We start from the raw sequence: 21,420 nt of genomic DNA, 5'->3' as shown, positions 1-21,420 counted from the left end.
CGGCGTGCGGCCGGATGATGCCGCCCACCACGAGGCGCGCCGTCGGCTCGCTCAGCTCACGAAGCCGCCGGGAAGCCTGGGCCGCCTCGAGGATCTGCTGGTGCGACTCTGCGCGATCCAGGGCACGTGCCCGCCGTCGCTGCGCGATCCGGTCATCTTCACGCTGGCCGGCGATCACGGCGTGGTCGCGCAGGGCGTGAGCGCGTACCCGCAGGTGGTCACCGCGCAGATGGTGGAAAATTTCCTCAATGGGGGCGCCGCGGTCAACGCGCTGGCACGCCACGCGGGCGCCCGCGTCGTGGTCGCAGATCTCGGCGTGGCTGCCGCGCTCCCGCAGCATTCCGCGCTACGAAGGTGCAAGGTCGGCCCGGGGACGCAGGACATGACCCGCGGCCCCGCCATGACGAGGGCCGAAGCGCTCCACGCGATCGAGGCGGGTATCGCGCTCGTCGAGGACGAGCGCGCGCGGGGCGCAGACCTGATCGGCACCGGCGAGATGGGCATCGGCAACACCACGGCGGCGAGCGCCCTGGTTGCCGCCCTCACCGGCGCATCGGCCGAGAGCGTCACCGGACTCGGGACCGGGGTGGACGAAGACGGCCGGCGCCGGAAGGTCGAAGCGGTGCGCCGCGCGCTCGAGGTGAACGGCCCGGACCCCGCCGACCCGCTCGACACGCTGGCGAAGCTCGGTGGCTTCGAGATCGCGGGGCTGGTGGGCGTGATCCTCGCCGGCGCGGTCCACCGGCTGCCGGTGGTGCTGGACGGCTTCATCGCCGGCGCCGCCGCCCTCGTGGCCGCCCGGCTCAAGCCGGACATCCGCGGGGCGTTGATCGCGGCCCATCGGTCGAGCGAGCCTGGGCACGCGCGCGTGCTCGACGATCTCGGGCTCGAGCCGTATCTCGACCTCGAGATGCGGCTGGGGGAGGGGACCGGCGCCGCCCTCTGCATCGGCCTGGCTCGGGCCGCCTGTGCCGTCTTCACCGAGATGGCCACGTTCAAGTCCGCCGGCGTGAGCGATCGCGCCGACCCGCCCGGCGCGTCGGCATGAGCCGCCTGCTCGCGACGCTGGCCATGGCCCTGCTGCTGCCTCAGCCGACAGCCGCGCTCACCGTCGCCGATCAGACCGGACGGTGGGTGGACCTTCCGGCGCCGCCGACGCGCATCATCTCGCTGGTGCCGAGCGTGACCGAGATCCTATTCACGATCGGCGCGCAGGGCCGGCTCGTCGGCAGAACCGATTTCTGCGACTACCCCGCCGAGGCTCGCCGCAAGCCGAGCGTGGGCGGCATGCTGGCTCCCAGCCTCGAGGGGATCGTGTCGCTCAAGCCCGACCTGGTCGTCGCGACACCGGCGGGCAATCGCCATGAGACGTTCGATCAGCTGGGACGGCTCAACATTCCGGTTTTCCTCGTCAATCCAATCACGGTCTCCGACGTGATGGACGTCATGGGTCGGCTCGGACGCCTGACCGAGCGGCCCGAGGCGGCCGATCGCGCGGTGGCGACGATGCGGGCCCGGATCGAGGCCGTGACGACCCGCGTGAGCGGCCGGCCACGTCCGCGGGTGCTCTACGTGCTCTGGCCCGACCCGCTGATCGTGCCGGGGCCCGGCGCGCTCGTCTCCGAGCTCATCGCCCTCGCCGGGGGCGACTCGGTGACGGCCGACGGCGGCCCGGGCTATCCGCGTTACAGCATGGAGGCGGCCCTGGCGCGGCATCCCGAGGTCATCGTCCTGGCGAGCCACGGCTCCGAGCGCAGCCCGCTGGTCCGGGCCAAATGGGAGCGTCTCGGCCAGGTCCCCGCCATCGCGGCGGGCCGTCTTTACACCATGGACGGCAACCTCATGCACCGGTACGGCCCGCGCATGGTCGACGGCCTGGAACGGCTCGCCCGCCTGATCCATCCCGAGGCATTCGACAAGGCGGCGGCCCGATGACCGGGCCCGTGTCCGGCGCGCGCCTCGCCGCGATCTTGCTCGGCCTGGCACTCGTGGTCGCCCTGGCGTCGCTCGGGGCCTTGTTCCTGGGCAGCGCGCGCGTCCCTCCGGGCGACGTGCTGGCGGTGCTGGCCGGTCGTGTGAGGGGCGTCGACCAGGTCGTGGTGCTCAGCCTGCGGTTGCCGCGGATCCTCGCCGCGCTGCTGGCCGGCGGCGCGCTCGCGGTGGCGGGCGCGGGCTTCCAGGCGCTGTCGCGCAACCCGCTGGCCGAGCCCTCCGTGCTCGGCGTCTCGAGCGGGGCGGCGTTCGGCGTGATCGTCGCGCAGGTGTTTGGCCTCGGCGGCGGCCTCGTGGAGGTGCTGGGCCTCGCGGCCTGCGCGTTCGCGGGGGCGCTGGCGGCCGGCATGGCGGTCTACCTCATCGCGGCAAGCGCTGGCGGTCTGCCGGTGCACACGCTCCTCCTGGCCGGGGTGATCATCAGCCTGTTCTTCTCCTCGGCGATCACGGTGCTGATCTCGATCATCGATTTCGACCGGCTGGGCGGCGTCGTGCATTGGCTTCTCGGAAACCTGGGTCCGATCGCGCCGCGCAGCCTCGCCGTGTTCGCGGCCGCGGTCGCGATCGGGTTCTGGCTGGTCGTCGGAGCGGCTCGGCAGCTCAATCTTCTGGCGCTCGGCGAGGAGAGCGCGCAGCAGCTCGGGGTGGATGCCGAGGCGCTCAAGCGCCGGATCTTCGCGGGCGCGGCCCTGCTGACCTCGGCCACCGTGGCCTTCGTGGGGCCGATCGGATTCGTGGGGCTGATCGTACCCCAGACCATCCGCATGCTCCTGGGATCGGACAACCGCGTGGTGATTCCCGCGGCCATGCTGGGCGGCGGGGCGTTCCTGCTCCTGGCCGACACCGTCGCGCGCAACGTCATCGCCCCGGCCGAGCTTTCGGTCGGCGTCATCACGGCCTTCTGCGGGACGCCGTTCTTCATCTACCTGCTGCGGGCGCGCACCGGGCAGCCGCGCCTGTGACCGCGCTCCTGGCGTGCCGGCAGCTCGGCTTCACCTATGCGTCTCAGGGGGCCGCCCGCCGCGACTTCGCCATCCGCGATCTGTCGTTCGAAGTCCAGGCCGGGGAAACGTTCGGCGTGATCGGGCCGAACGCTTCCGGCAAGACCACTTTGGTGCGACTGCTGTCGAAAGTCCTCGAACCGTCGGCCGGTCGTGTGCTCCTGGCCGGCGAGGACCTTGCCGGGCTGACCAGGGCGGCGGTAGCCCGGCACGTCGCGGTCGTCCCGCAGGACGTGCCGCGCGGCTTCCCTCACATCGTCGAGGAGCTCGTGCTGATGGGCCGCTTCCCCCGCGCCCCGCGGCGGTTCTTCGAGAGCGCCGAGGATCGTGCCGCGGCACGCCGGGCGATGGAGACGGTGGGCGTCCTGGACCTGCGTGGCGCCCTGATCGACCGGCTGAGCGGGGGCGAGCGGCAGCGGGTCATGCTGGCCCGAGCGCTGGCCCAGGAGCCGCGCCTGCTCGTGCTGGACGAGCCGACGGCCTACCTGGATCTGCGCTACCAGGCCGAGTGCGCCGGTCTCCTGCGCCGGCTGGGGCGCGAGACGGGCCTCACCATCGTGCTCGTGTCGCACGATCTGGGGTTCGCCGCCGAGCTGTCCGACCGCCTGCTCCTCATGGCGGACGGCGCGGCGGTGCGCGTCGGACCCCCCGAGGCCGTGATCGACGAGGCGGTGCTCGAGGCCGCCTACGGCTGCCGGGTCATCGTCGACAAGCACCCGGTCAGCCGCCGACCCGCCGTGCACCTGATCTATCCGAGGGTCTGAGAGCGAGATGGGAGGTGATCGCCGCTAGACGCCCAGCACGGACACCATCGCGGCTCAAGGGAAGCCGGTCCCGGCCGATGTTCGCGCCGAAGCCGGCACGGTCCCGCCACTGTGAGTGGGAAGTCACGCCCGATCCCGTACGGGAGCCACTGGGACGTCGCCACGACGTCCCGGGAAGGCCGGGCCACGACGCCGATCCACGAGTCAGGAGACCTGGCCGCGATGCCGGAGTGCCATCCTTTCGAGAGAAGAGGAGCGCGCATGCGAAGGACACTGGGAATGCTTGTCATGGTGATGCTGATGGCCGCTGCCGCGGCCGAGGCGCAGGAGGAGAAGAAGGGGGTGGACCCGGTCGTGGTGACCGCCACCACCGTGGCGACGCCCTCGCGTCAGCTGGGCGTGGCCCTGAACGTGATCCCCGGCGAGGACTTCAAGACCTATCACTACTCGACGGTGGACGATGCGTTCCGCAACATTCCGGGCGTCAACGTCACCCAGCAGGGCAGCTACGGCAAGCTGTCCAACCTGAGCATCCGGGGTGCCAACGCCAATCAAGTGCTGATCCTCGTCGACGGCGTCCGGGTCTCGAGCCCCACCCTCGGGCAGACCGATCTGTCCGACATCTCGCCGGAGCAGATCGACCGCATCGAGGTCATCCGCGGACCGCAGTCCACGCTGTACGGAGCCGACGCCATCGGCGGCGTGGTGAACATCATCACCCGCAAGGGCAACGGCCGTCTCTTCAGCGCCGTCGTCGACAACGCCTTCGGCAACTACGACACAATGCAGAACCGGCTGTCGGCGAGCGGGGTGTACAAGATCTTCGACTACGCGCTGTCCGGCGTGCACTTCGAGAGCAATGGGCAGTTCAAGAACGACAACAGTGACATGTGGGCGGGCAACGTCCGGCTCGGGCTCACCCTGCCGCTGGACAGCGCGATCTCGGTGGTCTATCGCTACAACAAGAACGACACCGGCGTGCCGATCAAGCCGGTCTTCCCGCCGCCCCAGCCCATCGACCCGATCATCAACCCGAACGCCAAGCAGCAGACCGAGACCACCGTGCTCAGCGTGGAGGCCAAGACGCGGCCGGTCGAGTGGTGGGAGAGCCGCGCCACCTTCGGCCGCTACACCAGCAACCAGGGATTCCAGGACCCGCCCGATCCCGGCTTCGATTTCGACGTGCCCATCCGCTCGCAGGTGGACGTCGAGCGGCTGGAGAGCCAGTGGCTCAACTCGTTCTTCATCGGCAAGTGGAGCACGACCACGCTGGGCGGCGGGTTCCGCAACGAGGAAGGCGATAGCAAGGGCGTGTTCCGGGCCGACCGACAGGTGCCGTGGGGCCTGCTCGAGCAGCAGCTGCGATTCCTCGAGCGGTTGTTCATCACCGGGGGGTTCCGGATCGAGCACGACAGCCAGTTCGGGCAGGCCACGACCGCTCAGGGCTCGGTGCTGTTCGTGATCAAGGAGAGCGGCACCCGGCTGCGCGGCGGCGGCGGCTCCGGCTTCCGCGCCCCGACCTTCAACGACCTCTTCTTCCCGGATTTCGGCAACCCCGACCTCGAGCCGGAGCGCAGCATCTCCTGGGACGTGGGCGTGGACCAGGACCTGTGGAACAACCGGATCCGGCTCCGGGCGACGTACTTCCACACCAACTTCACCGACGCCATCGTGTGCTGCACGCCCCTGCCGACCGCGACCTTCGGGGGACCGTTCAACGCGGGCCGCGCCCGCTCCCAGGGCGTCGAGGTCGGTGGCGACGTGGACATCCTGCCGAACCTGATCGCCTCGGTCACCTACACCTACACCGACACCGACAACTTCACCACCGGCCGGCCCCTGCCGCGCATCCCGCGGAACGCGGGCAGCGTCGGGCTCACCTGGCAGCCGCTCCCGAGCTTGTCCACCTTCGTGCAGGTGTACGTGGTCGAGCGGCAGTTCGATCCGGTCGGCGACGTCTACAACAGCGGTTACACCCGCGTCGACCTCGGTGGCACCTGGCGCATCCTGAGTCAGACGGGGGTGCTGCAGAAGCTCGAGCTGACCGCGCGAGTGCAGAACGCGCTCAACGAGAAGTACGCGGAGGTGCGCGGCTTCCCTGCGCTCGGCATCAACGCCCTCGTGGGCCTGCGGGCGTCGTTCTAGGACGATGATCGCCGGGGTGACCGTCGAGGTCGGAGCCGAAGCCGTGGTGGTGGTCGCCGCGCGGCGGCTCCGCGTGCTGTCCTCGGCGGTGCACCTCGGCGGCTTCGCCGAAGCGCGCGCCATCCTCAACGTGCACGTGGGCCAGGACGACTCGTGCGAGGATCCCTCGCGCACGATCGACGCGTTCGCGCGGCGCGCGGCGGTGCCCGGCCCGTGGGTCGGGCTGCTCACCGGCGCGGCGACCGAGCGCGCGGTCATCGTCACCGAGGCCACCGAAGGGTGCGCCGCGATGGCGGTGGCGACGGTCGGCCTCGGCAATCCGGTGGCGGCCGGCCTTTCGCCCATCGCCCGGGGCGAGGCCTCGACGATCAACATGATCGTGGTGGTGGACGCCGATCCGGAGCCGGCCGCTCTGGTCAACGCCGCGACGACCGCCACGGAGGTGAAGGGGCTGGCGCTCCGGGACGCGGGAATCCGCACCGCTGATGGCCTGCCCGCCAGCGGCACGTCCACCGACGCGGTGGCGATCGCGGCCACCGGCCGCGGGGGGCGCGCCCGGTACGGCGGGCCGGCGAGTCCGCTGGGCTGGGCGGTGGCACGCGCGGTGCGCGGGGCCCTTGACCGTGGCATCCGCGAGTGGCAGGAACGACATCCATGACCCCGGCGGCGCGGCTCGGCGGTCTGACCCTCTCGGTGCTCCTGCACGCGGGGGGGATCCTCGCGCTCCTGTCGTGGTCGGGATCGGAATGGGCGCATCCCCTGTTCGTGGACCTGCTGGAGCGGAGCGAGTCGGCGTCGGGACCGGCCGGCGCCGGCGAGCCGGCCGAGCCAGCACGCCGCGTCGCCGCGCCGCCGTCGGGCCGCGCGGCCCGCGACGACGGGGGCGCGCGCCGTCGTCCTCCCGCGCCGTTCCGGCCAGCCACGCCTCCACCGGAAGCGGTCGCACCCGCTCCGCCGCCGCCCGTGGCCGCCGCGGCCCCGCCGCCACCGGCGCCGGTGCTGGCCCCCGATCCTCCGCGCCCCGCGGCGGCGTCCGGCGAGTCCGCGCCGGTGCCAGCAGCATCGCGGGCGCCGTCCGCGCTGATCGCCGGATCGGAGTCGGCCGGCTCGTCGGGCGGCGCGCGGCAGACAGACGCAGCGGGAGGTGAAGCCGCGCCGGACGCCGCCGTCTCGGGCGGGTCACCGCTGGCCAGGACCGCGCCGGGCGGCGGCGGAGGCGCGGTGCCCGGTGAGTACGGTCCGTACCTCGCCCGGTTCCGGCAGCGCGTGCAGGAGGCGCTCGTCTATCCGCTCGCCGCGCGCCGGCAGGGGGCGCAGGGAACCGTCGAGCTCGACGTGTGGATCGAGGCCAGTGGCCGGATCCGGGACGTGCGGGTGGTGCGCTCGTCGACGAACCCGCTGCTCGACGAGGCCGCGCTGGAGACGATCCATCGCCTCGGGCTCGTGCCGTTCCCGGAGTCGTTGCCCCGACGGCCGCTGCTGATCCGCCTCCCGCTCGTGTTCGAGCTCCGGTGACGCTGCTGGTGCTCGCGGTGGCGCTGGATCTCCTCCTGGGAGATCCACCGAACCGTTGGCACCCGGTGGCGGGGATCGGCCGGCTCATCGGGCTCGGTCGCGCTCGCGCGCCAGCCGCGCCGGCAGATCTCATGCTCTACGGGACGCTCCTGATCCTGATCGTGGCCGGCGTCGCCGCGGGCCTGGCCCTGATCGCGCACGCCGTGCTCGGAGAGCTGCCGGGCGCGGCTGCGCCGCTCGCGCAGGCGTGGCTGCTGAAGTGCAGCTTCTCGCTCCGCGGCCTCACCGACGCCGTCGAGGTGGTCCGTGGGCACCTGGTCGTGGACGATCTCGACGGCGCGCGCCGGCAGGTCGCCTGGCATCTGGTGAGCCGTCCCACCGCCGATCTCGATCGCGGGGCGGTGGGCTCCGCCGCGGTGGAGTCGCTCGCGGAGAACCTCACGGACGGCTTCGTCGCGCCCGTGGCGTTCTTCGTCGCCGGGACGCTCCTCGGTGGATCCGCGGCCGGCCTGGCTTCGGCGTGGGCCTACCGCGCCGTCAACACCGCCGACGCGATGATCGGCTACCGCGACGCCGAGCTCGACTACCTGGGCCGCGCGACCGCCCGGATCGACGACGCGCTCAACTACGTGCCGGCGCGCCTGGCCGCGGGGGCCCTCGTGGCCGGCGCATGGCTGGCGCGCGAGTCCTGGGCGGGCGCGGCGGCGATGAGGCGGCGCGACGCCACGCGCACCGCGAGCCCCAATGCGGGCCAGACCATGGCCGCGATGGCCGGCGCGCTCGGCGTCACCCTCGCGAAAGCCGGGCACTATCGCCTGGGCGACGGTCCGCCGCCGGATGTGGAGGCCATCGATCGCGCCCTCCGGGTCGAGGCCTGGGCGGCCACTCTTTCGCTCGTCGGCGCGGCGCTCATCCTGGTGGTACGTCCGTGATCGCTCGTCGCCGCGCCGACGGCCGCGCCTTCGACGGCTACGAGATCCACATGGGCACACGACGCGCGAGGGCGCGCACCCGCTGCTCCAGATCGAGGGCCGCGCGGAAGGATGCGTCTCCGCCGACGGCCGCGCGTGGGGCACCGACCTGCACGGGCTGTTCGAGGAAGGTGCGCCCCGACGGTACGTGCTGGATTTCTTCGCTTCGTCGGGGGCCGGGGCGTATCATTCAACAATCTCCGCCGCCGCCGTGAAGAACATCACCGACCATCTCGCGGACGCATTGAGGCACGCGCTCGACGCCGCCGGGTTGCCCGCACCGACCGAGGTGCAGTGGGAGATCCCGCGCGACGCGCGGCACGGCGACTACGCCACCAACGCGGCCATGGCCCTCGCGCGCGAGGCGCGCCGGCCACCGCGGAAGATCGCCGAGGCGATCGTGGCGAACTTTCCCCGCACGCCTGCGGTCGATCGGCTCGAGATCGCGGGGCCTGGATTCCTCAACGTCTTCCTCTCCCCCCGCTGGTGCGCGGATGGCCTCCACGCGATCCTGGCCGCGGGCAAGTCCTACGGCACGAGCGCGGCGGGGCGCGGGACGCGCGTGCTCGTCGAGTTCGTCTCGGCCAACCCGACCGGCCCGCTCGTGATCGTCAACGCGCGCGCCGCCGCGGTGGGCGACGCGCTCGCGCGGATCTTCCGTGCCCAGGGCTACGCGGTCGAATCGCAGTACTACGTCAACGACGCGGGCAACCAGTTCCTGGCCCTCGCCCGGTCGGTGGACGTGCGGCTCCGCCAGGCGCTGGGCGATCCCGCCGAGCTGCCCGAGAACGCGTACCCCGGCGAGTACCTGATCGAGCTGGTGGCGGAGTGGCTCGCCGAAGACGAGGCGGCCCTGCGGGCGACCGCGGCCTTGCCCGAGCCGCAGCGCCTGGAGCGGCTGGGTCGCCGCGCGGTCGCCGCGATCGTGGAGACGCAGCGTCGGGTGCTGGAGGCCTACGGCACGCACTTCGACCAGTGGGCGCACGAGCAGCGCGACGTGCGCGACGCGGGCCGCCCCCGGGAGGCCATCGCGGCCCTCGCGGCGGCCGGCCACACCTACGAGCAGGACGGCGCGCTCTGGTTCCGCTCCACCGCGCTGGGCGACGACAAGGACCGGGTACTCCGGCGGTCGGACGGCGAGCTGACCTACTTCGGAGTGGACGTCGGCTTCCACCACTTCGAGAAGTTCGGACGCGCCGACCACGTGATCGACTTCATCGGCCCGGACCATCACGGCTACGTCGCCCGCTTGCGGGCCGCGATGCAGGCTCTCGGCCATCCCGCCTCCGCGTTCGACGTGCTCATCGTGCAGCTCGTGACCCTGCTGCGCGACGGCCAGCCGGTGCGCATGTCGAAGCGCCGCGGCGAGTTCGTCCTCATGGAGGAATTGCTGGAAGAGGTCGGCCGCGACGCCGCGCGCTTCACGTTCCTCACCCGGCGCCACGACAGCCCGCTCGAGTTCGACCTCGCGGTCGCCACGCGCCAGTCGTCCGACAATCCGGTGTTCTACGTCCAGTACGCGCACGCCCGCGTCGCCAGCCTCTTCAAGACCGCCGGCGATCAAGCGGTGGACGTGCCGCCGTGGGATCAGGTCGACTTCGCCACGCTGACGCTGCCGGAGGAGCAGGCGCTGATCAAGCGGCTCCTGCAGTACCCGGAGCTGGTGGCGGGCGCCGCGCGAGCCCGCGAGCCCCATCGCGTCGCCTACTATCTCTCGGAGCTGGCCGGCGTCTTTCACCCGTACTACAAGGCGCACCGGGTGATCACGCCCGATCGCGCCACCACGCTGGCCCGCCTCGGCCTCTGCGCCGCGGTGGGGCAGGTGATCCGCAACGGGCTCGACCTGCTCGGCGTCTCCGCGCCGGACAGCATGAGCCGCGCCGGCGAGCGCGACTGAGCCATGGCCACGTCCGTGCGGCGACGGGTGGGGAGCGGGCCCGGCACCGGCCAGTGGATGGTGCTGGGCGGCGGGGTCCTGGTGATGCTCGTGCTGACCTTCGCCCTGGGCCTGCTCGTCGGCCGTCAGTGGGCGCGTCCCGCGCCCCCCGTGTCCTTGCCGTCCGTCTCCGAGGCGGCCCGCAAGGCGGCGACGCCGCCCGCGCGCCGCGGGGGCCTCGCGGCCGAGACCATGGCCGACCGCGCGCCCGAGCCGACGGAGAAGCTGACGTTCTATCAGACGCTGACCGAGCCGCTGGCCGCGCAGGGGGCGTCGCCGCGGCCCGAGCCCAAGACGGTGGCCATCAAGCCGTCACCCACGCCTCCGGCGCCGCCCGCGCCGGCCTCCACCGCACCGGCGGCTGCCACGCCCGCGCCGTCGGTGGCCGCGCTGCCGCCGGTCCAGAGCAAGGCCGCGCCGGCCGCGCCCGCGCCCACGGCGGGCTCACCGTGGACGATCCAGGTCGCCGCATTCAAGAACCGTAAGCAGGCCGATGACATGCGGCAGCAGCTGGCCTCCTCCGGGCTCGAGGCCTACGTGGCGACCCTCGCGGAGGGACACGCCCGCTACCGGGTCCGGATCGGCACCTTCAAGTCGCGCGAGGAGGCCGCGGCGGCGGCCGAGCGGCTGCGCGGCTCGCGCTCGCTCAACGTGTTCGTCACGCTCAACTAGGCCTCAGCCCCGGTGGACCGGCGTCTGGGCCGCATCCTGATCTCGCGGGAGGAGATCGCCGCCCGCGTCGGCGATCTGGGCCGGTCGATCGGCCGTGACTATCAGGGACGCTCGCCGCTTCTGGTCGGCGTGCTCAAGGGCGCGATCGTTTTCACCGCCGACCTGCTCCGGGCCATCCCGCTGGCCGGCACCATGGACTTCATGGCGGTGTCCTCGTACGGCGCGGGCACGAAGTCCTCAGGGGTGGTGCGGCTGACCGCGGACCTGTCGATCTCGATCGAGGGCCGGGACGTGATCATCGTGGAAGACGTCATCGACTCGGGGCGGACCATCAGCTATCTGCGCCGCAACCTGGCGACCCGGCACCCGCGCAGCCTGGCCCTGTGCGTCCTGCTGGACAAGGTGTCCCGGCGCGATGTCGATGTCGACATCGACTACGTGGGCTTCGTGATCCCCGACGAGTTCGTGGTCGGCTACGGGCTCGACTACGACGGCTGGCACCGCAATTTGCCCGACCTGGCCGTGCTGGACCCGGTGCTCCCGCCGTCCTGATTGGCCGGCTGATTCTCATGTTGACGGCCGTTTGCGCCTGCGCACCGTATGGTATAGTTACTGCACCATGAATCCGTTCTACAAAAATCTCGCTCTGTGGATGGTGATCGGCCTCATCGTCATCCTCCTCTTCCAGCTCTTCCAGCAGAACCAGTCGCCCCGGGGCGAGATCGTCTTCTCCGACTTCCTGAAGAAGGTCGAGTCGGGCGAGGTCCGCGAGGTCACGCTCAAGGGCAACAACGTCTCCGGGCGTCTGAGCGACGGGTCGTCGTTCCGCACCTTCACCGCCGACTACCCCGACCTGGTGAAGTCGCTGAAGGACAAGGGCGTGAAGATCGACGTCAAGCCGCCCGACACCAACTCGTGGCTGGCGATCGTGCTGCAGTGGGTGCCGATGCTGCTGTTCATCGGCGTGTGGATCTTCTTCATGCGCCAGATGCAGGGCGGCGGCGCCAAGGCGCTGTCCTTCGGCAAGGCGCGCGCGCGGCTGATCTCCGAGAAGCAGAACAAGGTCACCTTCCAGGACGTGGCGGGCGTGGACGAGGCCAAGGAAGAGCTGCGCGAGATCATCGAGTTCCTCAAGGATCCGCCCAAGTTCCAGAAGCTCGGCGGCAAGATCCCGAAGGGGGTGCTGCTGGTCGGCCCTCCCGGCACCGGCAAGACCCTGCTGGCCAAGGCCATCGCGGGCGAGGCCAACGTGCCGTTCTTCTCGATCTCGGGCTCGGACTTCGTCGAGATGTTCGTCGGCGTGGGCGCCTCCCGGGTACGCGACCTGTTCGAGCAGGGCAAGAAGCACGCGCCCTGCATCATCTTCATGGACGAGATCGACGCGGTCGGCCGACACCGGGGCGCGGGCCTCGGCGGCGGCCACGACGAGCGCGAGCAGACCCTGAACCAGCTGCTGGTCGAGATGGACGGCTTCGAGACCAACGAGGGCGTCATCCTCATCGCGGCCACCAACCGGCCCGACGTGCTCGATCCCGCCCTGCTGCGGCCGGGGCGCTTCGACCGCCAGGTGGTGGTGGCGCGACCCGATGTCAAGGGCCGCGAGGAGATCCTGAAGGTGCACGCACGGCGGATCCCGCTCGCGCCCAAGGTCGACCTCAAGGTGCTGGCGCGGGGCACGCCCGGCTTCTCGGGCGCCGATCTCGCCAATCTGGTGAACGAGGCCGCGCTGCTGGCCGCGCGCCAGGACAAGAAGGTCGTCGAGATGCTCGACTTCGAGAACGCCAAGGACAAGGTCCTGATGGGCGTGGAGCGGCGCTCGATGATCATCTCGGAGACCGAGAAGAAGACGATCGCCTATCACGAGGCGGGCCACGCCCTCGTCGCGGACCTGTTGCCCGGCGCGGATCCGCTGCACAAGGTCACCATCATTCCGCGCGGCCGCGCGCTCGGCCTCACCCAGCAGCTGCCCGCCGACGACAAGTACAACTACTCGCGCGAGTACCTGGTGAACCGGATCACGATCCTGCTCGGCGGCCGCGCCGCCGAGGAGATCGTCTTCCAGCAGCAGACCACCGGCGCGGGCGACGATCTCGAGAAGGCCACCGACATGGCGCGCAAGATGGTGTGCGAGTGGGGCATGTCGGACAAGATGGGGCCGCTCACCTTCGGCAAGGGCGAGGAGCACATCTTCCTCGGTCGTGAGGTGGCGCGCCCGAAGGACTTCAGCGAGGAGACCGCGGTGCTGATCGATTCGGAGATCAAGCGCATCGTCGTCGAGTCCGCGGCGCGCGCGCGCCACATGATCGAGTCGAACCTCGAGAAGCTGCACGCCCTCGCCCGCGCCCTGCTGGAGCGCGAATCGCTCGACGGCGAGGAGATCGCCCGCATCCTCCGCGTGCCGCCGCTCCACGAGGCGCCCAGCCCCGCGTAGAGCCGCCCGCCGGCGGGTTGTCCGCGGCTGGGGGAGTGCGGGGGCCATGTCTGGGCCCCCGCATCAGAAAGAGAAGCGGGTCTCGCATTCACGTCAAATTCGGCGTGCCGCTTCGGCCGCTCGCGATGATAACGTGTCGATGGGGTACTCTCCCGTGAACCGCGCGACCGTGGCAGGGGTGTCGATAGGCGATGGCCTGGACGTGGCCGTCGTGGGTGCGCTCAACGTGAGCCCGGAGTCCTTCTACCCCGGCTCCGTGGCCCCCGACAGTGATCGGCTGCTGCGCACGGCCGGCGCCATGGCGCGCGCGGGGGCGGCCTGGCTCGACGTGGGGGCCATGTCCACCGCGCCCTACCTCGAGGCGTGGATCCCGGCCGAGCAGGAGGCGGATCGACTTCGCCAGGCGATTGGCCGGCTCACCGCGCGACTCGGCCTGCCCGTCTCGGCCGACACGAGCCGCTCGGTGCCGGCCCGGGCCGCCCTCGAGGCCGGCGCCCGCCTGATCAACGACGTCAGCGGCCTGCATCTCGATCCGGCCCTGGCCGGTCTGGCCGCGGAGGCGGGGGCGGGACTGGTATTGATGGCCTCGCCCGCCCACGGCGCGCCGATCGACCCGATGGCCGACCCCATCGCGATCGTGCGCGACTCGCTGGAGCGAAGCCTGGCGCTCGCGCGAGCCGCGGGCATCCCGGACGAGCGCATCCTGCTCGACCCGGGCATCGGCTTCTTCCGCGGCCCGTCCGTCGCCTGGCCCGACTGGGATTGCCGCGTGCTCGCGGACCTGCCGGCCCTGCATGCGCTGGGCCGCCCGCTCCACGTCGGCGTCTCGCGGAAGTCGTTCATCGGCGCCCTGGCCGGTGTCGACGACCCGACCGATCGCCTACCCGGGAGCCTCGCGGCCGCCGCCGCCGCGGTGCTCGGCGGCGCCCACGTCATCCGGGCCCACGACGTGGCCGAGACGGTGCAGGCGGTCCGCGTCGCCCAGGCGTTGCAGCGCGCGCGGGAGCGCGCGGCCGCCGGAGTCGCCTAGCCGTGTGGCCGGTGCTCCAGACCTTCCGTCTCCGCGACGCCATCGACATCGTGGTGGTGGCGATCGTCCTCTACCGCATCTTCGTCATGTTCAAGGAGACGCGCGCCATCCAGATGCTGCTCGGGCTGGCCGGTCTCATGGTCGCCTCGTACGTGGCGCGGCAGCTCGAGCTCTTCAGCACCAGCTGGTTGCTCGACAACTTCTGGTCGTTCTGGGTTCTGGCCCTCGTGGTGCTCTTCCAGCCCGAGCTGCGCCGCGCGCTGACCCGTCTCGGGGAGAGCCGTCTCTTCCAGGGCATGACCATGGGCGCCCGCGAGGAGCGCAGCCACCTGATCGACGACGTGATCAAGGCGGCCGACTCCCTGGCCAGCAAGCGCATCGGAGCCCTGATCGTGCTCGAGCGCACCACCGGTCTGCGCAACTACGCGGAGCTGGGCGTGCCGCTCGACGCGCTGGTGTCGGCCGATCTGCTGGTGAGCCTGTTCCTGCCGTACTCTCCGCTCCACGACGGCGCCGCCTTCATCCGCGGCGACCGGGTGGCCGCGGCCGGGTGTTTCCTGCCGCTCTCGCGCAACACCCAGCTCGGCCGGAACATGGGCACGCGCCATCGCGCCGGGCTGGGACTGGCCGAGGAGACCGACGCGGTGGTGCTGATCGTCTCCGAGGAGAGCGGACGGATCTCGCTGGCCGTCGACGGCCAGATGGAGTCGCCGCTCGACCAGGAGGCGCTGCGGCGCCGACTGGCCGAGCTGTTCTCCCTCGAGGAAGCGCCCCTGCCGCGGCGATCGGCGTGGTGGGAGCCGGCGCGGGAGTGGCTCCGCAAGTGAGCGCGCTCACCCGTCACTGGGAGCTGAAGCTCCTGGCCTTCGCGGTGTCCATGGTGCTCTGGGCGTTCGTCATGACCTCGGAGAAGTCCGAGCTGATCATCGCGGCGCCGCTCGAGCTGAGCGGGATCCCCGACGGACTCCAGGTGATGGGCGAGCGTCCCGACAGCGTCGACGTCCAGCTCCACGGCCTGCGGGGCACCCTCCTGCGCCTGGGACCGGACCGGGTCAAGGCGCGGGTGAACCTCACCGGGGCGAAGCCGGGCGAGGTGACGGTGAGCGTGCTCCCGGAGCAGATCATGGTCCCGCCCGGTGTCACCGTCCTGCGGGTCAGTCCGTCGCGCGTGCACCTCGTCCTCGGATCGGCCCGCTCGTGAGCCGCCTCTTCGGCACCGACGGGATCCGCGGTCTCGCCAACAAGCCCCCGCTCACCACCGAGCTGGCGTTCCGGCTCGGCCGCCAGCTGGTGGCGACGCTGCTCGAGCACCACGGCACCACCAAGACCCGACTGGTGGTCGGACGCGACACGCGGCTGTCCGGGCCCATGCTGGAGGGCGCCCTCGTGGCGGGCGCGCTGTCGGCGGGCGGAGACGTCTACGCGGTCGGCGTGCTGCCCACTCCCGCGATCGCCTATCTCACCCGGCGGCTGGAGGCGCACGGCGGCGTGGTGCTCTCGGCCTCGCACAACCCGTTCGAGGACAATGGCATCAAGATCTTCTCGTCCGAGGGCGCCAAGTTTCCCGACGCCTGGGAGGAGGAGATCGAGGCGCGCCTGGGCGGACGCGACATCGCCCCCTGGCCGACCGGCGTGCACATCGGTCGCCTGGTGCAGCACGAGGCGGCCGAAGCCGACTACATCGATCACGCGCGCGCCTGCTGTCCGCACGACCTGCGGGGGCTGCGGGTCGTGCTGGACTGCGCCCACGGCGCGACGTACCGGGTCGCCCCCGAGATCTTCCGCCGGCTCGGCGCGGACGTGCGGGTGATGAACGCCAGCCCCGACGGCCAGAACATCAACCTCGGCGCGGGCGCGCTGCATCCGGAGGCGCTACAGAAGGAGGTGCTGCGGTCGCGCGCCCACCTGGGCGTCGCCTTCGACGGCGACGGCGACCGGCTCATCTCGGTGGACGAGGAGGGGCAGATCCGCGACGGCGACTTCGCGCTGGCCATCTGCGGCCGGCACCTGGCCTCGCGTGGCCAGCTCAAGGGCGGCACCGTGGTCACCACCGTGATGGCCAATCTCGCGCTCGATCGCGCGCTCACCCAGCTGGGCGTCCGCATCGTCAAGGTGCAGGTGGGCGACCGCTACGTCCTCGAGGAGATGCTCCGCATCGGAGCCAACGTGGGCGGTGAGCAGTCGGGCCACCTGTTGTTCCTCGATCACGCCACCACCGGGGATGGCATCGTGTCCGCGCTCCAGCTCATCGGGGTCATGCAGGAGACGAAGTCGAGCCTCGGGGAGCTGTCGCGCTGCATGACCAAGTTCCCCCAGGTCCTGCTGAACGTGGCGGTGACGAGCAAGCCGCCGGTCGACCAGATCCCCGGCCTGGTGGACCGGGCCAAGGCCCTCGAGCAGGAGATGGCCGGCGCGGGCCGCGTCCTGCTGCGCTACTCCGGCACCGAGTCGCTGTTGCGGGTGATGATCGAGGGCGAGGACCAGGCCCGCATCGAGGGGATGGCCGGGGAGCTGGCCGCCATCGTCCGGCAGGCCATCGGCGCATGAGCCGGGTGCTGGGCATCGGCGTGGACCTCACGCAGATGCCGCGCATGCGTCGGGTGGTGGCGCGCTGGGACGAGCGCTTCCTGCAGCGCGTGTTCACCGAGCAGGAGATCGCCTATTGTCGCCGTCGCCGCGATCCCATCCCGCACCTGGCCGCCCGCTTCGCGGCCAAGGAAGCGACCCTCAAGGCCTTGGGCACCGGGCTCAGCATGGGCGTGAACTGGCGCGAGCTCGAGGTGCGCCGCGAGCGCGGCCAGGCCCCGACGATGGTGCTGAGCGGACGGTGTCGGGAGATCGCCGAGTCGAAGGGAGGTCGGCGCGTCCTGCTCTCGCTCACCCACGACGGCGAGTACGCGATGGCGCAGGCGATGCTGATCGCCGACACCGCCGATGACGAGGCGAGGCCTCGCTAGCCTGGGGATCGGCCTCGCCCTCCTCTCGTCGGGTTGTGCGGGGGTGATCACGGGCAAGGAGCCGGCCGAGACCACGGAGGTCCCGCCCGCGAGGACCGCGAACGGCGAGGTCCACGCCGAGAAGGGCCGGGCCGGCCTGGTGATCGCCGCGCCGCACGGCACCTCGGACGCCGCCACCGACGTCATCGGCCGCGACCTCGCCAGGCAGAGCGGGTTCGGGCTGGTGGTCGCCACCGGCTATTCACAGCTCGATGCCGAGGGCCGCCGCTACAACGTCAACCGTCCCACCGAGGGCGTGCCGGGCGCCGCCGCCCGGCTCGAGGTCCCGACCGCCCCGGCCCGCCGCGTCTACGAGACCTATCGCCGCGGGGTGACCGAGGCCGCGCAGGGCCCGCTGCGGCTCTACGTGGAGGTGCACGGCAACGCCCGCGCGGAGAGCGCGGGGCGCCTGGAGATCGCCACCGTCGGGGTGAGCCGCGACGACGCCTGGCGGCTCAAGACCCTGCTCGAGCTGATCCGCGACGCGCGCCTGCCCGCGGACGGCGACGTTCCGCGGCTCGACGTGTGGATGGAGCCGATCGATTCGCTGTGGTACACCGCGTCGGCGGCCAAGCAGTCCGGGCTCCTGGGGCGGACGACGTTGGCGATGCACATCGAGATGCCGCGCGCCGCGCGGACGACCTACCGCGAGGTCTACACCACCGTGCTCGCCGACTTCCTCATCCAGTCCGCGGCCCTGCTGCTGCCCGCCGGTCGCTAGCCGGCCGGGCTCAGGCTCGGCGCCCGCCGCCGGTAGGTCGACGGCGTCGTGCCCGTCCACCGCTTGAAGGCGCGGTTGAACGCGCTCACCTCGGAGTAGCCCAGCAGGTAGGCGATCTCGGCCGGCGTGTGCGCCGGATCCGCGAGGTAGTCGAGCGAGAAGCGCCGGCGGGTGTCGTCCACGAGCCCCTTGAAGTCCACGCCGTGCTCCTTCAGGCGCCGCTGCAGCGTGCGGGTGCTCATCGTGACCCTCCGAGCCACGTCGTCGAGCTTCGGATCTCCCTCGCGGATCGAATCGCCGATGACCTGGCGGATCGACGAGAGCGTGCGGTCCTCGCGCGGCATCTCCTTGACCACGCGGTCGAGGTAACGGCGGAGGATCGGGTAGAGCCGCTCGTCGGCGGCCGGCACCTGCCGGTCGATGAACGCCCGGTCGATGACCAGGGTGTTGGTCTCGCTCCCGAAGAAGAGCGGCGCGCCGAAGATGCGCACGTGCTCGGCGGTGTACGCGGGCGCCCGATGGGCGAACTGCACCTCGCGCGGGCACCAGCGGCTTCCCGCCATGAGGCGCAGGGTGTTCAGCGCCACCACCACGCTGTACTCGCTCTGCTGGCGCACCTCGTCGGCCACTGCCCCCAGGAGCGACTGGCGAAGATACCCGCTGGTGTCGTCGTAGGTGAAGGTCACCCGCGCGCCCTCGTTGTGAACCTTCAGGTAGCGCACCGCGTTGTCGAACGCGACCGCCATCGTCGGCGAATTCAGCACCACGTAGATCAGCGGGCCGATGCTCTTGGGCTGGAACTGCTCGCCGAAGTGCAGGCCAAAGGCGTCGTCGCCCGTCCGCCGGGCCGCTTCCTGGAGGAGACGGGAGAAGTCGGCGCAGGGAAGGAATCCCTCCGGGTCGCACACGGTCGACCGGTCCAGCCCGACCGCGTGGAGGATCTGGTCCGGATCCCCCCGTGCCCGGCTGATTGCCTCGATCAGTCCGGTCGCTGCGTTGAGCGAGATCATCGGCGTGCGCACGGCCCGGGCTCCTCCTCGACTCGTGTCGTGGGCGATCGCGGAGTATCGGCCACCCCGGCCAAGAGTGACGCGTGCCCGCCATCGCGCCAATGGGACCAAGGTCCTACGCCCCCTGGCCCGATCGCCGCCCCGAAGTTGCGTCGACGCGGCTTCCGGGCTACGGTTTGGCGTGTTCGCTCCGGTCCCGTGTCCGATCCGCCGCCGGCCGGCCCGCTGACGCCGTGCTGCCCGTCTTCACCGCCGCCGAGATGCGCGCGCTGGACGCGCGGGCCATTCGCGACCTGGGCATCCCGGGGCCGCGGCTCATGGAGGCCGCCGGCTCCGGCGCCGCCGACCTCATCGCGAGATGGCACGCGCCGATCCGCGGGAAGTCCATCGTCGCGGTGTGCGGCAAGGGCAACAACGGCGGCGACGGCTTCGTGGTGGCGCGGAGGCTCCAGACGCGGGGCGCGAAGGTTCGCGTGCTCCTGGTGGGCCGGCGCGCCGACGTGCGCGGCGACGCGGCCGCCGCGCTCGCACGATGGCGCGGCCGCACCGAGCAGATCGCGACCGAGGCCGATGTCGAGGCCCTCGCGCGCGCCCTCGATGGCGCCGTGGTCGTGGTGGACGCGCTGCTGGGCACCGGCGGCACCGGGCCGGCGCGCGGCCCCGTGGCCGCGGCCATCGAGGCCATCGATCGGGCGGGGCAGGCGGGCGCCCCGATCATTTCGCTCGATCTGCCCTCGGGCCTCGGGGGAGACGACGGGGCCGTGTCCGGCGCGACGGTGAGGGCGACCCGCACCGTCACCTTCGCGGGCCTGAAGCGGAGCCTGCTGCTGTACCCCGCCGCCGCGTACGCCGGCCCCGTCGAGATCGTGGACATCGGCGTGCCGGCCGACGACGTGCGGCGCGGGATCACCACGTGGCGCCTCGAGGCCGCCGACGCGCGCCCGCTCTTCCCGCCGCGGCCGGCCGACGCGCACAAGGGCCGCTTCGGCCGACTCCTCGTGGTGGCCGGCTCGCTCGGCAAGACGGGCGCCGCGGTGCTCGCCGGCCGCGCAGCGCTGCGCGCCGGCGTCGGCCTGTGCACCATCGCGGCGCCCGGCTCGCAGCAGCCGATCATCGCGACGCAAGCGCCCGAGTACATGACCGAGGCGCTCCCCGAGACGCCGGCGCGGAGCCTCGCTCACGCGGCGCGCGATCGCCTGCTCGAGCTGGCGCGGGGCATGGACGCCGTCGCCCTCGGGCCCGGGCTCTCGCTCGATCCCGAGACGCAGGAGCTGGCCCGCACGCTGATCCGCGAGCTGGATCGCCCCATGGTGGTGGACGCCGACGCGCTGAGCGCGCTGGCCGGCCACCTGGATCTGCTCCGGCACGCGGCCGGCCCGCGGGCGCTCACGCCGCATCCCGGCGAGATGGCGCGCATGCTGGGGGTCGGCATCGACCGGGTGCAGGCCGATCGGATCGAGGTCGCGCGCATCTTCGCGCGCGAGCATCGGGTCGCGCTCGCGCTGAAGGGGGCCGACACCGTGATCGCCGGGCCGGACGGCCACGTGGCCATCAATCCCACCGGCAACCCGGGCATGGCCAAGGGCGGCTCGGGTGACGTGCTCACCGGGATCGTGGGCGCGCTGCTGGCGCGCGACGTCGACGCGGTGGCGGCGCTGCGGGGCGGCTGCTATCTCCACGGGCTGGCCGGTGACGTGGCCGCGCGCGATCGCGGCGAGTACGCGATGATCGCGAGCGACCTGATCGAGAGCCTGCCCGCAGCCCTCCGCGCGCTCACGGGGGCGCGATGAGCCAGACCCTCGTCTCGCGCAGCCCCGAGGAGACCCAGGCCATCGGCGAGCGGCTGGGCGCGCGTCTCGTGGCCGGCTCGGTGGTGGCGTGCACCGGCGAGCTGGGGGCGGGGAAGACGTGCTTCCTGCAGGGTCTCGCGCGCGGGCTCGGCGTCACCGGCGCCGTGACGAGCCCGACGTTCGTGCTGGTCAACCACTATCGCGGCCGCCTGCCCGTGTACCATCTCGATGCCTATCGCACCGGCAGCCTGACCGAGCTGGTCGACCTGGGGCTCGAGGAGATGCTGCACGGCGACGGGGTGACCGTGATCGAGTGGGCCGACAAGCTGCTCCCGCTGCTCCCCGCGCGCACCATCCACGTGCACCTGAGCGGCCTCGGGGACGAGCCGCGCGAGATCCGTATCGAGGAGCCCGTATCGGATCCGACGCGTTGACCGCGTCCGCGC

21 protein-coding genes and 1 riboswitch are annotated in these 21,420 nt (G+C 72.0%); of the genes, 20 read left to right on the top strand and 1 reads right to left on the bottom strand.

Annotation, left to right across the window (positions count from 1 at the left end):
* Window positions 1–4 precede the first annotated feature (4 nt).
* The 18 genes from cobT to VKN16_01505 all read left to right on the top strand — a co-directional run bounded on the left by cobT (window position 5) and on the right by VKN16_01505 (window position 18,174).
* A complete protein-coding gene (gene cobT / locus VKN16_01590) occupies window positions 5–1,048 on the top strand; it encodes a nicotinate-nucleotide--dimethylbenzimidazole phosphoribosyltransferase (protein HME92894.1) in 1,044 nt (347 codons plus the stop codon).
* Window positions 1,045–1,935 (top strand): cobalamin-binding protein, encoded by an 891-nt coding sequence (locus VKN16_01585; protein ID HME92893.1) that lies wholly within the window; start codon window positions 1,045–1,047, stop codon window positions 1,933–1,935. The genes cobT and VKN16_01585 overlap by 4 nt, the downstream gene beginning before the upstream one ends.
* On the top strand, window positions 1,932–2,954 hold the full coding sequence (locus VKN16_01580) for an iron ABC transporter permease (protein HME92892.1): 1,023 nt from the start codon (window positions 1,932–1,934) through the stop codon (window positions 2,952–2,954). The genes VKN16_01585 and VKN16_01580 overlap by 4 nt, the downstream gene beginning before the upstream one ends.
* A complete protein-coding gene (locus VKN16_01575; GenBank protein ID HME92891.1) occupies window positions 2,951–3,757 on the top strand; it encodes an ABC transporter ATP-binding protein in 807 nt (268 codons plus the stop codon). The genes VKN16_01580 and VKN16_01575 overlap by 4 nt, the downstream gene beginning before the upstream one ends.
* Before the next feature lie 56 nt (window positions 3,758–3,813).
* A riboswitch (cobalamin riboswitch) is annotated at window positions 3,814–3,972 on the top strand.
* Between the two features lie 64 nt (window positions 3,973–4,036).
* Window positions 4,037–5,902 carry a TonB-dependent receptor gene (locus VKN16_01570; protein ID HME92890.1) on the top strand — a complete coding sequence of 622 codons (1,866 nt, stop codon included), beginning with the start codon at window positions 4,037–4,039 and terminating at the stop codon, window positions 5,900–5,902.
* A gap of 16 nt (window positions 5,903–5,918) precedes the next feature.
* The gene (locus VKN16_01565) at window positions 5,919–6,560 is read left to right on the top strand and encodes an adenosylcobinamide amidohydrolase (protein ID HME92889.1); all 642 of its coding nucleotides are present in this window, start codon (window positions 5,919–5,921) and stop codon (window positions 6,558–6,560) included.
* A complete protein-coding gene (locus VKN16_01560; protein HME92888.1) occupies window positions 6,557–7,417 on the top strand; it encodes an energy transducer TonB in 861 nt (286 codons plus the stop codon). The genes VKN16_01565 and VKN16_01560 overlap by 4 nt, the downstream gene beginning before the upstream one ends.
* Complete coding sequence (gene cbiB, locus VKN16_01555; protein HME92887.1) at window positions 7,414–8,349, top strand: adenosylcobinamide-phosphate synthase CbiB; 936 nt, start codon at window positions 7,414–7,416, stop codon at window positions 8,347–8,349. Before VKN16_01560 ends, cbiB begins: the two co-directional genes overlap by 4 nt.
* 250 nt (window positions 8,350–8,599) lie before the next feature.
* Window positions 8,600–10,285: an arginine--tRNA ligase gene (gene argS, locus VKN16_01550; GenBank protein HME92886.1), complete on the top strand. Its 1,686-nt coding sequence runs from the start codon at window positions 8,600–8,602 to the stop codon at window positions 10,283–10,285.
* A gap of 3 nt (window positions 10,286–10,288) precedes the next feature.
* Window positions 10,289–10,996 carry an SPOR domain-containing protein gene (locus tag VKN16_01545; GenBank protein ID HME92885.1) on the top strand — a complete coding sequence of 236 codons (708 nt, stop codon included), beginning with the start codon at window positions 10,289–10,291 and terminating at the stop codon, window positions 10,994–10,996.
* Window positions 10,997–11,008: 12 nt separating this feature from the next.
* The gene (gene hpt, locus VKN16_01540) at window positions 11,009–11,548 is read left to right on the top strand and encodes a hypoxanthine phosphoribosyltransferase (protein ID HME92884.1); all 540 of its coding nucleotides are present in this window, start codon (window positions 11,009–11,011) and stop codon (window positions 11,546–11,548) included.
* Between the two features lie 67 nt (window positions 11,549–11,615).
* Complete coding sequence (gene ftsH / locus VKN16_01535) at window positions 11,616–13,427, top strand: ATP-dependent zinc metalloprotease FtsH (protein ID HME92883.1); 1,812 nt, start codon at window positions 11,616–11,618, stop codon at window positions 13,425–13,427.
* Between the two features lie 202 nt (window positions 13,428–13,629).
* Window positions 13,630–14,457, top strand: coding sequence for a dihydropteroate synthase (gene folP, locus VKN16_01530; protein HME92882.1), 828 nt, complete (start codon window positions 13,630–13,632; stop codon window positions 14,455–14,457).
* Between the two features lie 2 nt (window positions 14,458–14,459).
* Window positions 14,460–15,284 (top strand): diadenylate cyclase CdaA, encoded by an 825-nt coding sequence (cdaA, locus tag VKN16_01525; protein ID HME92881.1) that lies wholly within the window; start codon window positions 14,460–14,462, stop codon window positions 15,282–15,284.
* A complete protein-coding gene (locus VKN16_01520; protein ID HME92880.1) occupies window positions 15,281–15,658 on the top strand; it encodes a CdaR family protein in 378 nt (125 codons plus the stop codon). The genes cdaA and VKN16_01520 overlap by 4 nt, the downstream gene beginning before the upstream one ends.
* A complete protein-coding gene (gene glmM, locus VKN16_01515; GenBank protein HME92879.1) occupies window positions 15,655–17,004 on the top strand; it encodes a phosphoglucosamine mutase in 1,350 nt (449 codons plus the stop codon). Before VKN16_01520 ends, glmM begins: the two co-directional genes overlap by 4 nt.
* Window positions 17,001–17,414 (top strand): holo-ACP synthase, encoded by a 414-nt coding sequence (acpS, locus tag VKN16_01510; GenBank protein ID HME92878.1) that lies wholly within the window; start codon window positions 17,001–17,003, stop codon window positions 17,412–17,414. Before glmM ends, acpS begins: the two co-directional genes overlap by 4 nt.
* 43 nt (window positions 17,415–17,457) lie before the next feature.
* Window positions 17,458–18,174, top strand: a complete 717-nt coding sequence (locus VKN16_01505) for a hypothetical protein (protein HME92877.1) — start codon at window positions 17,458–17,460, stop codon at window positions 18,172–18,174.
* Here the strand turns inward: VKN16_01505 and VKN16_01500 are convergent.
* Window positions 18,171–19,196 carry an AraC family transcriptional regulator gene (locus tag VKN16_01500; protein HME92876.1) on the bottom strand — a complete coding sequence of 342 codons (1,026 nt, stop codon included), beginning with the start codon at window positions 19,194–19,196 and terminating at the stop codon, window positions 18,171–18,173. The two genes, VKN16_01505 and VKN16_01500, sit on opposite strands and share 4 nt — an antisense overlap.
* A 221-nt stretch (window positions 19,197–19,417) precedes the next feature.
* Here VKN16_01500 and VKN16_01495 point away from each other — a divergent pair, with 221 nt between their 5' ends.
* Window positions 19,418–20,974, top strand: a complete 1,557-nt coding sequence (locus VKN16_01495) for an NAD(P)H-hydrate dehydratase (GenBank protein HME92875.1) — start codon at window positions 19,418–19,420, stop codon at window positions 20,972–20,974.
* Entirely contained in the window at window positions 20,971–21,408 is a 438-nt protein-coding gene (gene tsaE, locus VKN16_01490; protein HME92874.1) for a tRNA (adenosine(37)-N6)-threonylcarbamoyltransferase complex ATPase subunit type 1 TsaE, read from the top strand. Before VKN16_01495 ends, tsaE begins: the two co-directional genes overlap by 4 nt.
* Window positions 21,409–21,420: the final 12 nt, after the last annotated feature.

This window comes from Candidatus Methylomirabilota bacterium (assembly GCA_035315345.1).
Taxonomy (GTDB): Bacteria; Methylomirabilota; Methylomirabilia; order Rokubacteriales; family CSP1-6; genus CAMLFJ01.
The sequence above is the reverse complement of the archived record's forward strand: the minus strand, read 5'-3'. Positions and strand labels throughout refer to the sequence as shown.

Bases quoted from the DNA above. Each gene is read 5' to 3' on its own strand.
- VKN16_01585 (HME92893.1), top strand. From the start codon at position 1,045: ATGAGCCGCCTGCTCGCGACGCTGGCCATGGCCCTGCTGCTGCCTCAG.
- VKN16_01580 (HME92892.1), top strand. From the start codon at position 1,932: ATGACCGGGCCCGTGTCCGGCGCGCGCCTCGCCGCGATCTTGCTCGGC.
- VKN16_01570 (HME92890.1), top strand. From the start codon at position 4,037: ATGCTTGTCATGGTGATGCTGATGGCCGCTGCCGCGGCCGAGGCGCAG.
- VKN16_01560 (HME92888.1), top strand. From the start codon at position 6,557: ATGACCCCGGCGGCGCGGCTCGGCGGTCTGACCCTCTCGGTGCTCCTG.
- VKN16_01545 (HME92885.1), top strand. From the start codon at position 10,289: ATGGCCACGTCCGTGCGGCGACGGGTGGGGAGCGGGCCCGGCACCGGC.
- ftsH (HME92883.1), top strand. From the start codon at position 11,616: ATGAATCCGTTCTACAAAAATCTCGCTCTGTGGATGGTGATCGGCCTC.
- acpS (HME92878.1), top strand. From the start codon at position 17,001: ATGAGCCGGGTGCTGGGCATCGGCGTGGACCTCACGCAGATGCCGCGC.
- tsaE (HME92874.1), top strand. From the start codon at position 20,971: ATGAGCCAGACCCTCGTCTCGCGCAGCCCCGAGGAGACCCAGGCCATC.